This window comes from Mycobacterium attenuatum (assembly GCF_900566085.1).
In the GTDB taxonomy this organism is placed as follows: Bacteria; Actinomycetota; Actinomycetes; order Mycobacteriales; family Mycobacteriaceae; genus Mycobacterium; species Mycobacterium attenuatum.
On the sequence record NZ_UPHT01000048.1, the window covers coordinates 1 to 13,932 of the forward strand.

Consider the following 13,932-nt stretch of genomic DNA (forward strand, 5'->3'; position numbering starts at 1 on the left):
GGGCAGGGCGCGTTGGGCGGCGGCGGCACCGGCGGCACGGGTGGGGTCGGCGGCCGCGGTGCGATGCTCGTTGGCGATGGCGGCGCCGGCGGCAACGGGGGAGTCGGCAGCCTGGTCGCCGGTGACGGCGGTGCCGGCGGCACGGCCGCGTTGATCGGCGGCGGCGGTGCCGGCGGTACCGGCGGGCAGAACTCTAACGCCGCCGGCAAGGGCGGCAACGGTGGAAGCGGCGGCGGCGCTCAGCTGATTGGTGACGGCGGTGGCGGCGGTGACGCCGGATTCGGAGGTGGCGGCAACGGTACCGGTGGTGCCGGTGGTATCGGTGGAACGCTGCTGGGTCTGCCCGGGGTGATCGGGCAGGCATAAGAGGCGACGGGTAACGGCTGAGGCGTTCGACCTCGACCGGAGCCGTCGCAACCTGGGCGGCCACATGTGCTGACCGTGAACGCTGCATGAATTGTCGGCACGGCGCACCCTGGCGGTAGCGCGGTCACACACCTCCCGTGACACTGTCTGGGTGAACAAAACCTCCCACGATCACCCTCATTTCTTGCGCTCGGTCGTTCGGTGGCTGCAGGCCGGCTACCCCAACGGCGTCCCCGGGCCCGACCGGGTGCCGTTGCTGGCACTGCTGCGTAGCACGCCGCTCACGGAGGAGCAGGTCAAGAACGTGGTGCGCGACATCACCGCCGAGAAATCACCGGCCACAGCCGACGGCGTGATCAACCGCGACGAGATCGCCGAATTCATTTCCGGAGTAACTCACCACGACGCGGGACCGGAGAACATTCAACGGGTCGCCGGGCGGCTCGCCGCGGCAGGCTGGCCACTGGCCGGCATCGACGTCAGCGAGGCCACACCCGATGAGGACGTCGTCGAAGAGGTCGCGTCACAGGCGTGAAATGTCGATGACGAAGCGATAGCGCACATCGCTGGCCAGCACCCGCTCGTAAGCCTCGTTGACGTAACTCGGCTCGATGAGCTCGATCTCGGGCGTGACGCCGTGTTCGGCGCAAAAGTTCAGCATCTCCTGAGTCTCGGCGATCCCGCCGATATTCGACCCGGACAGGCTGCGCCGCATCAGCGCCAGCGCAAAAGCCGGCACCGGCATCGGGTGTTCGGGGATGCCCAGTTCGACCATGGTTCCGTCGACGTCGAGCAGGTTCAGGTAGTCGCCGAGATCGAGGTTCGCCGACACGGTGTTCAGTATCAGGTCGAAGCTGCCGCGCAACCTGCGGAAGGTGTCGGGGTCGGAGGTGGCGTAGTAGTGGCCGGCCCCCAACCGCAAGCCGTCCTCCATCTTCTTTAGAGACTGCGACAGCACCGTCACCTCGGCGCCCAGGGCGGCGCCCAGCTTGACGCCCATGTGGCCGAGGCCGCCGAGGCCAATGATCGCCAGCCGGGTGTCACGACCCGCGTTCCAGTGCCGCAGTGGCGAATAGAGCGTGATGCCGGCGCACAGTAGCGGCGCCGCGGCGTCCAGCGGCAGCGCGTCGGGGATGCGTACGACAAAGTTTTCGTCGACGACGATGGCCTCGCTGTAGCCCCCCTGTGTCGACTGGCCGTCCTTGCCGATCGAGTTGTAGGTGAAGATCGCTCCGGGTTTGCAGTATTGCTCGATGCCGGCCAGGCAGCTGCTGCACTGGCCGCAGGAGCCGACCATGCAACCCACGCCGACTCGGTCGCCCACCTGGTACTTGCTCACCTCGGAGCCGACCTTGGTCACCACGCCGGCGATCTCGTGGCCTGGAACCACCGGATAATTCGGCTGGCCCCATTCGGCCTTGACGGTGTGGATGTCGGAGTGGCAAATACCCGCGAATTTGATGTCGATCACCACGTCGTGCGGCCCGGGTTCGCGACGCTCGATCGTGGTCTTGGTCAGTGGTTCGGTCGCCGAGAAGGCGGCATATGCGGAGACAGTGCTCATACGACATCCTTTGAGGTCTAGTTACGCCCTTGAGAAGCTTAGTTAGGTTAACGTTCTCGAGCCAGTCGGGGGCAAGCAGGTGCCGGCTCGAATGCGACGAGGCAACTCGGGCGGTGCCCAGAAGCGGCTAGTTGATCGGGGCGTTGATCCAGCGGAGGTCGTCGACGATGCCCCGGGCAGCCACCAGGCCCTCGCCCGTTTGCCATATCTCGTCGTTGACGACGAACACGCGATTGTCGCGATTAGCGGACAGCTTGCGCCAGGAGTCACTGTCCAAGACGACGGCCGCGCGCTCGGTGGCCTTCGGTGACGCGCACGAGACGTAGACGATGTCGGCGTCGGCCGCGGAGAAGTCCGTACCCTTGGCCAGGTCGGCATCGGTGGCGCCGATCTCGAGGTAAGCCTTGTCGGTAAACCGCTGCGCGGCGGGGCGGTCCACTCCGACCGCGCTCAGCACGCTGGCCGGAAAGTTTCGGGCACCGTATACCCGCATTGTGGTGGCGGTGAGCTGGACAATCGACGCCTGGAAGTGGGCCGCGTCATGCTTGGCTCCGACCTCCCTGGCCCGCTGGGTGAACGCACTGAGTAGCTCCTCCACGGCGGCGCTGCGAGCCGTCGCGGCCCCGACACCGCGCAGGTTGTCTTCCCACGCGGCGCCCGGTGCCGCGGTGAACACCGTCGGGGCGATCGCCGCCAGCTGCGGGTACAAGGCCGGTGTCACCGCTGCCGAGCCTAAGATCAGGTCCGGCCGGGCCGCAGTGATGGCCCGCAGATCAGGGGACTTGCGGCTACCAACCCCGGGCAGGTCGTGCACCGACTTGCCCAAATAGGCCGGCTGACTCGACGAGCCGTCGGGCAATGCGGCACCGACCACCCGTGACTGCAGTCCCAGTGCGCACAACGCGTCGAGCTGGTCACCGGACAGCACCACGATGCGCTGCGGCTCGGCCGGGACCTGGGCCACGTCCGGGGTGACCCCGGCAGCGTTGTGGGCCTGCCGGGTCGCCGGACCCGGATCGGCGGCGGCCGCCTCCCGCGCGCACGACTCGTCGGGTTTTCGGGCATTTCCCAGCACCCCGGCCCCCGCGATCTGAGTGGTGGGAGTCACCAATGATCGGGACGCCGTGGTGGGCGGCTGATCCGCGCCGCAACCGGTGCACGTCGCAACCAGCGCCGCCAGGACCGTCAGTGATGCAGCGGCCAGACCCCGTCGCGCGCTGCCGAATTGCACGCGTCCGACGTTAACACCCGGCCCGCAGAGCCCGGTCCGCCGAGCGCGTCCGATGCCCCCGAACACCGATTACGACAGTTTGTAGGACCAGGCCTGCCGGCGGCGTGGTGGCGGGCTAAGATTCCTGTCAAAGTGAGGTATTAAGACTCTATCCGCGCCGGATTCTTGGAGGAGCAGTTGACTGCCGAAGCGCCGCCCTTGGGACAACTCGAGGCCATCCGTCCATATCCGGCCCGCACCGGCCCCAAAGGGAACCTGGTCTACAAACTAATCACCACCACCGATCACAAGCTGATCGGCATCATGTACTGCGTCGCCTGCTTCGTCTTCTTCTTCATCGGCGGACTGCTGGCACTGCTGATGCGAACCGAGTTGGCGGTGCCCGGCCTGCAGTTCCTGTCGAACGAGCAATTCAACCAGCTCTTCACCATGCACGGCACCATCATGCTGCTGTTCTATGCGACGCCGATCGTGTTCGGCTTCGCCAACCTGGTGCTGCCCCTGCAGATCGGCGCGCCGGATGTCGCATTTCCGCGGCTGAACGCCCTGTCGTTCTGGTTGTTCGTGTTCGGCGCCTCGATCGCGATGGCCGGTTTCATCACACCCGGCGGGGCGGCCGACTTCGGCTGGACTGCCTACACCCCGTTGAGCGATGCCGTCCACTCACCCGGCGCCGGTGGCGACCTGTGGATCCTGGGGTTGGGAGTAGGCGGTCTGGGCACCATCCTGGGCGCCGTCAACATGATCACCACGGTGGTGTGCATGCGCGCACCGGGGATGACGATGTTCCGGATGCCGATCTTCACCTGGAACGTCTTGGTGACGTCCATCTTGGTGCTGATTGTGTTCCCGCTGCTCACCGCGGCGCTGTTCGGGCTCGCCGCTGACCGTCACCTGGGTGCGCACATCTATGACGCGTCGAATGGCGGAGTGATGTTGTGGCAGCACCTGTTCTGGTTCTTCGGCCACCCCGAGGTCTACATCATCGCGCTGCCGTTCTTCGGGATTGTGACCGAGATCTTCCCGGTGTTCTCGCGCAAGCCGGTCTTCGGCTACACCACGCTGGTCTACGCGACGCTGTCGATCGCGGGGTTGTCGGTGGCGGTTTGGGCGCATCACATGTTCGTCACGGGAGCCGTGCTGCTGCCCTTCTTCTCCTTCATGACGTACCTGATCGCGGTACCGACCGGGATCAAGTTCTTCAACTGGATCGGCACCATGTGGAAGGGGCAGCTGACCTTCGAAACGCCGATGCTGTTCTCCACCGGCTTCGCGGTCACCTTCCTTGCCGGTGGTCTGACCGGGGTGCTGCTGGCCAGCCCGCCGCTGGACTTCCACGTGAGCGACACCTATTTCGTGGTCGCGCACTTCCACTACGTGCTGTTCGGCACCATCGTGTTCGCCACGTACGCCGGTATCTACTTCTGGTTCCCGAAGATGACCGGGCGACTGCTCGACGAGCGGCTGGGCAAACTGCACTTCTGGCTGACGTTCATCGGGTTCCACACCACATTCCTGGTGCAGCACTGGCTGGGCGATGCGGGCATGCCGCGCCGCTACGCCGACTACCTGCCCACCGATGGCTTCACCACTCTGAACGTCGTGTCGACGATCGGGGCTTTCATCCTGGGCGCCTCGATCTTCCCGTTCGTCTGGAACGTCTTCAAGAGCTGGCGGTACGGCGAGATCGTCACCGTGGACGACCCATGGGGATACGGGAACTCACTGGAATGGGCGACCAGCTGCCCGCCGCCGCGGCACAACTTCACCGAGTTGCCCCGGATCCGCTCGGAGCGCCCGGCATTCGAGTTGCACTACCCGCACATGGTGGAACGGCTTCGCGCCGAAGCCCACGTCGGACGTGCGCACGGCCCGGACAGCGGTGACGTCACCAGAGCCGACGACGTCAGCGTTCGTACCTAATCGGCGGTAACGGCGGCTACGCAGGGTGACCGCGTCGCCCAAAGTGTCGGTGCTGATCACGGTCACCGGCCATGATCAGCCCGGTGTGACATCTGCGCTCTTCGAGGTCCTGGCCAAGCACGGCGTTGAACTGCTCAACGTCGAGCAGGTGGTGATCCGAGGGCGGCTCACGCTGGGCGTGCTGGTGTCCTGCGCACCGGAGGTGGCCGACAATGCCACGCTGCGCGACGACGTCGCAGCCGCCATCCACCGGGTAGGCCTCGAGGTGACGGTCGAACGCAGCGACGACGTGCCGATCATCCGGGAACCGTCGACCCACGTGATCTTCGTGCTCGGCCGCCCGGTTACCGCCGGGGCGTTCGGGGCGGTGGCGCGGGAAGTGGCCGCGCTGGGCGTCAACATCGACTTCATCCGCGGCATCTCCGACTATCCGGTAACCGGGCTCGAGTTACGGGTCTCGGTGCCGCCCGGAGCATATGGCCCGCTGCAGAGTGCCCTGACCAAGGTGGCCGCCGAGGAGAGTGTCGACGTGGCGGTCGAGGACTATGGATTGGCTTGGCGCACTAAGCGACTCATCGTCTTCGACGTCGATTCGACGCTGGTCCAGGGCGAGGTGATCGAGATGCTTGCGGCCCGCGCCGGTGCCGAGGGTGCGGTGGCGGCAATCACCGAAGCCGCCATGCGCGGTGAGCTGGATTTCGCACAGTCGCTGCACCAGCGGGTGGCCACGCTGGCCGGATTGCCGGCTTCGGTGATCGACGACGTCGCCGCCCAGCTGCAACTGATGCCCGGTGCCCGGACCACGCTGCGCACATTGCAGCGGCTGGGTTTTCGCTGTGGCGTGGTTTCCGGCGGCTTCCGGCGGATCATCGAGCCACTCGCCAGGCAGCTGAACCTGGACTTCATGGCCGCCAACGAACTCGAGATCGTCGACGGCATCCTCACCGGCCGGGTGATCGGCCCGATCGTCGATCGACCGGGCAAGGCCACCGCACTTCGCGACTTCGCCGAGCGGTTCGGGGTGCCGATGGAGCAGACCGTCGCCGTCGGCGACGGCGCCAACGACATCGACATGCTCGCCGCCGCCGGTCTGGGTATTGCCTTCAACGCCAAGCCGGCATTGCGGGAGGTGGCAGACGCCTCGCTGAGCCATCCCTACCTGGACACGGTGCTGTTCCTGCTGGGGGTTACCCGCGGCGAGATCGAAGCCGCCGACGCGATTGACGGGATGCTGCGCCGGGTCGAGATCCCCCCGGACTAGGTACTGGCGAGCAGACCCAAAGGCCCCCAATTTCGGCAAGAAATGGGGGCCTTTGCGTCTGCTCGGCGGGCGAGGCCGGGCATACGCTGCGGTGCCGCCCAATGATTGATAAAATGTTCAATTGCTAAATTGATGTATATCTGAACCGTAGAACTACTGGGTGAGGTCAAGTGTCGGAGCCGCTGTACAAGCTGAAGGCCGAGTTCTTCAAGACGCTGGGGCATCCAGCCCGGGTCAGGATCCTGGAACTGCTTTCCGAACGAGACCACACCGTGGCGGAGCTGTTGCTCGAAGTGGGTCTGGAATCGTCCAACTTGTCTCAGCAGCTGGGCGTGCTGCGCCGGACAGGGGTGGTGACAGCACGCAAGGACGGCAACACGGTCATCTACTCGATCGCCTCACCACTGATCGCTGAACTGATGCGGGTGGCCCGCCGGGTGTTGACCGGGATGCTCAGCGGCCAAGTGGCAATGCTTGAAGACCTGCGAGCGGCTGGCCCGGCGGCGGACCGGCAGTAGGACCGGGCATGAGTTGGATCGGCAGAATCGTGCGACTCGGCCGCGTGGCCGAAAACGCGGGACCGGCGCCTGAGCCGACCGTCGGCCCACCCGCGGGGGTTCGCGGTTCCTTGCAGGTGCGCCATGTCGACGCGGGCTCATGCAACGGCTGCGAGGTGGAAATCTCCGGCGCCTTCGGACCGGTCTATGACGCCGAGCGATTCGGCGCCCGGTTGGTGGCGTCACCGCGGCATGCGGATGCGCTGCTGGTCACCGGGGTGGTGACGCTGAATATGGCCCAGCCGCTGCGGAACACCCTGGCGGCGACGCCGGCACCGCGCCTGGTCATCGCCTGCGGTGATTGCGCGCTCAACCGCGGTGTTTTCGGCGACGCGTATGGCGTGGTCGGTGCCGTCGGTGAGGTCATCCCGGTCGACGTGGAGATCCCGGGATGTCCACCCTCCCCCGACAAGGTGGTAGCGGCCCTGCGATCGGTGACGCGCAGGTGACCGTCGCTGTCGCGGATGTGTCACGTGAACACTCGGTTGCGCTGCGCCGCAACACAATAGGAGCTTTCACAGCGGGTGTCGTAACGACCGGACTCGGGGTGCTGGGCGTTGCGTTGGGGCTCACCGGCGTGTTCGGTGCGCCGCTACGAACGCGGCTCGACTGGCTGGTGCCGATGATTGGCGTCGATGTGGACGTGGACCGATTGGGCGCGTTCTTCATGACGCTAACGGGTGCGGTAGCCGCTGTGGTCGGCATTTACAGCATCGGATACACACGGCGGGAACAGGTCGGCGCGGTCGGCCTCACGACGCTGCCCGTGTTCGTCGGTGCGATGCTGCTTGTGCCCACCGCCGGCTCGGTGACCACTTTCCTGCTGGCCTGGGAATTGATGGCGCTCAGTTCGCTCGTCCTGCTGCTTACCAAGCATCGTCGTCGCGAAGTACGCTCCGCCGCACTGTATTACGCGGTGATGACCCAGTTGGGCTTCGCCGCGATCCTGCTGGCTTTGATGGTGTTGATGGCGGCGGCCGGAACGGATCGGTTCGCCGAGATGGCCGCGATTCCGGACGGAGCGCGCACTACCGTATTCGTGCTGACGCTGGTGGGCTTCGGTTCCAAAGCCGGCCTGGTGCCGCTGCATGCGTGGCTGCCGAGAGCCCACCCGGAAGCGCCCAGCCCCGCATCGGCATTGATGAGCGCCGCGATGGTCAACCTCGGCGTCTATGGTCTGATCCGCGTCGATTTACAGCTGTTGGGCCCCGGCCCCAGTTGGTGGGGCGTGGCCTTGCTGGCGGTCGGTGCTGTCACCGCGCTATACGGGGTGCTGCAAGCCGCAGTAGCTGCCGATCTTAAACGGCTGCTCGGATTTTCGACGATCGAAAACATGGGACTTGTCACCCTTGCGCTCGGGGCAGCCACACTGTTGTCGGCGACCGGGGCCGCCGCGGCTGCCCTGATCGCGATGACCGCGGCGCTGTTGCATCTGGCCGCCCACGCCGCATTCAAGAGTCTTGGGTTCTTGGCGGCTGGGTCGGTGCTGCTGACAACCGGACTGCGTGACCTCGACAAGTTGGGCGGTCTTGCCCGGAGAATGCCTTACACCACAGTATTTTTCGGCGTTGCCGCGTTGGGTGCCTCGGGGCTGCCGTTGGGTGCGGGCTTCGTCAGCGAATGGCTGCTGGTGCAGTCGCTGATCCATGCACGGCCCGAGCACAACACCATCGTGGGGCTGGTGACTCCGCTGGGTGTCGGCGCGGTGGCGTTGACCACCGGTTTGGGTGTGGCAGCGATGGTGAAGGCGTTCGGTACCGGATTTCTGGCGCGGCCGCGCTCGGCGGTCGTCGGTCACGCGAGCGAGGCGCCGCCCAGCATGCTCGTCGGCATGGCAGTAGCCGCAGTCGGCTGTGTCGTGGTAGCCGCGGTGCCGTGCGTCGTCACCGGCGCCCTGCAGTCGGTGCTCGACACCCTGCCCGCATCCCGGCACGCCGATCTCACGGGCCTAGGTCCGATGCTGCGATTGCCCGGTATCGCCGGCTCGATCGCGCCGAGCGTGCTGGCGGTGGCCTTCGCCATCGCCGTCCTGATTGTGCTCGGACTGGCCCGCTGGGGGGCGCATCGCCGTCCGGCCGCCGTGACGTCGCCGTTATGGGCGTGCGGCGCCGACGGACTTAGCTCGCGCATGGAATACACAGCGACATCGTTCGCCCAACCGCTGCAGCGGGTGTTCGACGATGTGTTGCGACCCGACACCGGCATCGAGGTGACTCACCTGGAGCACACCCGCTACCACGTGGAAAAGATCGAATACCGTGCCGAGATGTCCGACGCTATCGAGGATCACGTCTACGCGCCGGTGTTGCGCACCGTCGCACGGTGCGCACAAGCTATCCGGTACGCACACAACGGAAGCGTGCACCTCTACCTCGGCTACGGCGTGCTCGGCCTCCTGATCGTCTTGGCACTCGCGCGATGAATGCTCTTTCCGCGGTCGCCGGCGCCGCGCAGATCGGTGCGGTCATGACCGGCGCGCCACTGGTCGTCGGATTGATGCGTCAGGTTCGGGCCAGATCCGAGGGACGTTGCGGCGCAGGGATTTTGCAGCCCTGGCGGGATCTGCGCAAGCAGTTGCGTAAGCAAAAGGTGACCCCGGAGGGCACCACGCTGGTGTTTGTAGCGGCGCCGGTGGTGGTCGCGGCCACCACATTGTTGATAGCCGCGATTGCGCCGCTGGCCGCGACCGGCTCGCCGCTGGACTCGGTCGCCGATTTGTTCGTGGTCGTAGGCCTGTTGTTCCTTGGCACCGTCGCCTTGACGTTGGCGGGAATCGACACTGGTACTTCGTTCGGCGGTATGGGCGCCAGCCGGGAGATCACAATCGCGGCCCTGGTGGAACCCACCATTCTGCTGGCCGTCTTCGCCCTGTCCATCCCGGCCGGGTCGGCCAACCTCGGCGCCATCGTCGCGTTCAGCCTCGAGAATCCCGCGGAAGTGCTATCGCTGGGCGGAATTCTGGCGTTCGTAGCCCTGGTGATCGTCATCATCGCCGAAACCGGACGCCTCCCGGTGGACAATCCCGCGAGCCATCTGGAACTGACCATGGTGCACGAGGCGATGGTCCTCGAATACGCCGGGCCAAGGCTTGCGCTGGTGGAGTGGGCCAGCGGCATGCGACTCACCGTGCTGCTGGCCCTGCTGGCGAACCTCTTTTTCCCATGGGGAATCGCGGGTGACAAGCCGAGCCTGGTTGACGTGGGGACAGGCGTCGCGGCGGTCGGCATCAAGGTGGCCGCGGCCGCGCTCATCCTGGCCGGCGCGGAGGTCTTCATCGCCAAGCTACGACTATTCCGGGTGCCCGAACTGCTCGCCGGCTCGTTTCTGCTGGCCCTGTTGGCCGTGACATCGGCCAACTTCCTTACGGCCCAGGCGTGATGGCATGACCGACCTCAACTATGCGGGCGTACTGGACCTCGCGCCGGGTGGGCTGATATTGACCGCGGTGCTGATCGTATGGCGGCGTGACCTGCGCTCGATCGTGCGGCTGCTGGCGGCCCAAGGTGTTGCCCTGGCTGCGATTCCGATGATCGTCGGCGGCCACACTCACGACTGGGAGCTGGTGGCGGTCGGGGTGGCGCTGCTCGTGCTGCGCGGCGCGGTGCTGCCGTCGCTGCTAGCCCGGGCGCTCGGCGCCGATGATGCGCCTCGCGAGGCCACGCCGCTGATCAACACCACTGCGTCACTACTGATCGCGGCGGGTCTGACGGTGGTCGCGCTGGCGGTCAGTCGGCCCGTGGTGGCCCTTGACTCCGATGCGGCGGTGAGCGCTGCCCCCGCTGGCCTGGCGGTGGTGCTGATCGCCTTGTTCGTGATGGTGACGCGACGCCATGCCATCTCTCAGGCCGCGGGATTTCTCATGCTGGACAACGGGATTGCGGCTACAACATTCTTGCTGACCGCCGGGGTGCCGCTGATCGTCGAATTGGGCGCCTCGTTGGATGTGCTGTTCGCGTTGATCGTGCTCGGCGGGCTGACCGGACGATTGCGCCGGATGTTCGGCGGCCCCGATCTGGACCGGCTGCAGAGATTGCGAGACTGATGATTGTTCTGATGCTGGTGCCGATACTGGCGCCGCTAATCGCGGCCGTCGTCGCGACGGCCGGCGGCTGGCGCCGGTGCACGGCAACACTGACCGTGTTGTCCGCGGTGGCCGTGGTCGCATCGGGTGTGGGGCTTGGCATCCAGACGGCAGCCCGAGCGCGGGTAGTACTGGCCGGGATTCTGCGCGTCGACGCGTTGTCGGTGACCATGCTCATCGTCATCGGCGTGGTCGGCACGTTGGCCACCTGGGCAAGCATCGGATACCTCGACTCGGAACTCGAGCATGGCCGCACCGACCGCCGAGACGCGCGCCGGTATGGTGCGCTGACGCCGGCGTTCCTGGCGGCTATGGCAGTCGCCGTGTGCGCCAACAATATTGGTGTGATCTGGGTCGCGGTAGAAGCCACTACCGTGATCACGGCATTTCTGGTCGGGCACCGTCGCACCCGCACCGCTTTGGAGGCCACCTGGAAGTACGTGGTGATCTGCTCGGTTGGTATCGCCGTGGCGTTTCTCGGTACCGTCCTGCTGTACTTCGCGGCCCGGCACGCCGGCGCCGTCGGCGCGACAGCGCTGGATCTCGATGTCTTGACTGCGCACGCCGCCCACCTCGACCCGGCCGTTACCCGGCTGGCCGGCGGGCTGCTGCTGATCGGATATGGCGCCAAAGTCGGGCTGGTTCCGTTTCACGGATGGCTGGCCGACGCGCACAGCCAGGCGCCGGCACCGGTGTCGGCGCTGATGAGTGGAGTGTTGCTCTCGGTGGCTTTTTCGGTGCTGATCCGGCTGCGGCCGATCATCGACGCGGCCGTGGGCCCGGGTTTCTTGCGCTGCGGACTCCTGACGGTCGGCCTCGCGACTGTCCTTATCGCAGCGTTATTGCTCACTGTCGCAAAGGATCTCAAGCGAATGCTGGCATACTCGTCGATGGAGAACATGGGGCTGATCGCGATCGCGGCGGCCGCGGGCACCAAACTGGCGATCGCGGCTTTGCTGCTGCATGTGCTTGCGCACGGCATCGGCAAGGCGGTGCTGTTCCTGGCCGGGGGGCAATTGCAGGCCGCGCACGGCTCAACGGCGATCGCCGACATTACCGCGGTGCTGTCGCGGTCCCGGTTGGTCGGGTGGTCGTTCGCCGTCGGCGTCATTGCCTTGCTCGGGTTGCCGCCTTTCGCCATGTTCGCCAGTGAGGTGTCGATCGCTCGATCACTCGCCAGTGCCGGGCTTTCCTGGGTACTCGGCGTCGCGCTGGTGTTGATGGTGGTGGCTTTCGCCGCAGTGGCGGGCAACGCGCAGCGGATCCTGCTTGGGGTGCCGAGCGCCGGAGCTCCGCGGATCGCCGTGCCCGCCACGGTGGCGGCCGCACTGACGACCGGCGTCATCGCGTCGGTCGCGCTGGGTGCGACGGCGGGCCCGCTCGCCGGGTTGTTCAATGCGGCCGCCGGCCAGTTCGGGACAGGTTGATGGAGCGAAACATGGTGCGGCGAAAGGTATCCGGTGACGAACTCGCCCGGACGGTGAGCGAGTTGCTGGCGGCCGGCTATCGTCTGGCCCTGGTGGCCGCGCATGACGACGGCGACACCTTGCGGGTCGTCTACCTGCTGCTAGCGGGACAGCCGGACCGCCGCGTGGAGCTAACCTTGACCACCGACGCGGCAACTCCGTCGGTTCCGTCGCTGGGGCATCTGTCGATTCCCGCGGGTCGCTTCGAGCGGGAGATGCTTGACCTGTATGGGGTTGTCCCGCAAGGACATCCGCAGCCGCGGCGGTTGGTGCGGCATGGGCATTGGCCGCAGGAATGGTATCCGATGCGTCGTGACGCCGGTCCGCCGCCGCCGTTTCCGGCCGCCGGCCGGTTTCCATTCCTCACGGTCGATGGCCCGGGCGTGTACGAAATACCCGTCGGCCCGGTGCATGCCGGTCTGATCGAGCCAGGGCATTTCCGGTTCTCTGTTATCGGCGAATCGGTGGTGCGGCTCAAGGCTCGATTGTGGTTCGTGCATCGGGGCATCGAGAAGCTCTTCGAGGGACGAACCGCGCTCGATGCCACGGGGTCGGTCGAACTTGCCGAGCGGATCAGCGGTGACAGCGCGGCTGCTCATTCTTTGGCCTACAGCCTGGCCGTCGAGGAGGCCTTGGGATTGGCCACGCCCGAACATGTGCACCGGCTGCGGGCTCTGCTGGTCGAACTGGAACGGCTCTACAACCACGCCACCGATCTGGGAGCCCTGGCCAATGACGTCGGCTTTGGTCTGGCCAGCGCCCATGCCCAGCATGTTCGCGAACTCCTGATGCGGATCAACCGCAGGGTGACCGGACATCGACTGCTGCGTGGCGCGATCCGGCCCGGCGGCGTGGTGCTGCAAGAACTTCCGGAACCTGACGAATTGCGTGCGCTGGCCCGCGAGGTCGCCGAAATCAGCGAGCTGACACTGCGGAACACGGTGGTCTATGACCGGTTTGCCGAAACCGCTGTGCTGGCAAGTGACGACGCGCATGCCATCGGTTGTCTCGGATATGTGGCCCGCGCCAGCGGCCTGGTCACCGATTCGCGCCTCGATCAGCCGACCACCGCACTGCCGGTCACCCCGGTAATGGCCACCGGCGGTGACGTACTGGCCCGCTACACAATTCGGCGTGACGAGTTCGCCGCGTCGGTCGCACTGGCCTGCGCGCTGATCGAGGATCACCGTGGACCCTTGGATTGCGCTTGCGTGCTCCCGCCGTTGACGATGACAGTCGGCAATTCTGGAGTGGGCATCGTCGAGGGCTGGCGCGGTGCGATCGTGCACCGGGTGGAAGTCGACGGGGCGGGGCGCATCACCAGATGCAAGGTCGTCGACCCTTCCTGGTTCAACTGGCCGGCGTTGCCGGTCGCCATGGCCGACACGATCGTCCCGGACTTTCCGCTTGCCAACAAGAGCTTCAACCTGTCCTATGCGGGCAACGATCTCTGACTGCCGAGCAGACTGGCCGAGCAGACGCA

General features: G+C 66.2%; 13 protein-coding genes. 11 read left to right on the top strand and 2 right to left on the bottom strand.

Going from position 1 to position 13,932, the window contains the following annotated elements; genetic code table 11:
• On the top strand, positions 1-366 hold a 366-nt coding region (locus EET13_RS30265; RefSeq protein ID WP_211189037.1), incomplete at its 5' end, for a hypothetical protein.
• 151 nt (positions 367-517) lie between these two features.
• Positions 518-901, top strand: coding sequence for a DUF3349 domain-containing protein (locus EET13_RS08220; protein ID WP_122441816.1), 384 nt, complete (start codon positions 518-520; stop codon positions 899-901).
• Here the strand turns inward: EET13_RS08220 and EET13_RS08225 are convergent.
• Both EET13_RS08225 and EET13_RS08230 read right to left on the bottom strand, forming a co-directional pair.
• The gene (locus EET13_RS08225) at positions 890-1,930 is read right to left on the bottom strand and encodes an NAD(P)-dependent alcohol dehydrogenase (protein ID WP_122441817.1); all 1,041 of its coding nucleotides are present in this window, start codon (positions 1,928-1,930) and stop codon (positions 890-892) included. The genes EET13_RS08220 and EET13_RS08225 overlap by 12 nt on opposite strands.
• A 127-nt stretch (positions 1,931-2,057) precedes the next feature.
• On the bottom strand, positions 2,058-3,134 hold the full coding sequence (locus EET13_RS08230; RefSeq protein ID WP_211189041.1) for an iron-siderophore ABC transporter substrate-binding protein: 1,077 nt from the start codon (positions 3,132-3,134) through the stop codon (positions 2,058-2,060).
• A gap of 204 nt (positions 3,135-3,338) precedes the next feature.
• On the opposite strand from EET13_RS08230, the gene ctaD reads away from it, so the two are divergent.
• From ctaD to EET13_RS08275, 9 genes are all read left to right on the top strand, one after another.
• Positions 3,339-5,084, top strand: a complete 1,746-nt coding sequence (gene ctaD / locus EET13_RS08235; protein WP_122441869.1) for an aa3-type cytochrome oxidase subunit I — start codon at positions 3,339-3,341, stop codon at positions 5,082-5,084.
• A gap of 25 nt (positions 5,085-5,109) precedes the next feature.
• Positions 5,110-6,345 (top strand): phosphoserine phosphatase SerB, encoded by a 1,236-nt coding sequence (serB, locus tag EET13_RS08240; RefSeq protein ID WP_122441819.1) that lies wholly within the window; start codon positions 5,110-5,112, stop codon positions 6,343-6,345.
• Positions 6,346-6,515: 170 nt separating this feature from the next.
• Positions 6,516-6,863, top strand: coding sequence for an ArsR/SmtB family transcription factor (locus EET13_RS08245; RefSeq protein WP_122441820.1), 348 nt, complete (start codon positions 6,516-6,518; stop codon positions 6,861-6,863).
• 8 nt (positions 6,864-6,871) lie between these two features.
• On the top strand, positions 6,872-7,351 hold the full coding sequence (locus EET13_RS08250; RefSeq protein ID WP_122441821.1) for an NADH-quinone oxidoreductase subunit B family protein: 480 nt from the start codon (positions 6,872-6,874) through the stop codon (positions 7,349-7,351).
• Positions 7,294-9,324: a proton-conducting transporter transmembrane domain-containing protein gene (locus EET13_RS08255; protein ID WP_211189038.1), complete on the top strand. Its 2,031-nt coding sequence runs from the start codon at positions 7,294-7,296 to the stop codon at positions 9,322-9,324. Before EET13_RS08250 ends, EET13_RS08255 begins: the two co-directional genes overlap by 58 nt.
• Positions 9,321-10,280 carry a respiratory chain complex I subunit 1 family protein gene (locus tag EET13_RS08260; RefSeq protein ID WP_122441823.1) on the top strand — a complete coding sequence of 320 codons (960 nt, stop codon included), beginning with the start codon at positions 9,321-9,323 and terminating at the stop codon, positions 10,278-10,280. Before EET13_RS08255 ends, EET13_RS08260 begins: the two co-directional genes overlap by 4 nt.
• Positions 10,281-10,284: 4 nt before the next feature.
• Positions 10,285-10,944: a hypothetical protein gene (locus tag EET13_RS08265; RefSeq protein WP_122441824.1), complete on the top strand. Its 660-nt coding sequence runs from the start codon at positions 10,285-10,287 to the stop codon at positions 10,942-10,944.
• Positions 10,944-12,410, top strand: a complete 1,467-nt coding sequence (locus EET13_RS08270) for a proton-conducting transporter transmembrane domain-containing protein (protein WP_122441825.1) — start codon at positions 10,944-10,946, stop codon at positions 12,408-12,410. Before EET13_RS08265 ends, EET13_RS08270 begins: the two co-directional genes overlap by 1 nt.
• Positions 12,407-13,903, top strand: coding sequence for a hydrogenase large subunit (locus EET13_RS08275; RefSeq protein WP_425293650.1), 1,497 nt, complete (start codon positions 12,407-12,409; stop codon positions 13,901-13,903). Before EET13_RS08270 ends, EET13_RS08275 begins: the two co-directional genes overlap by 4 nt.
• The last annotated feature ends 29 nt before the right edge of the window (positions 13,904-13,932 follow it).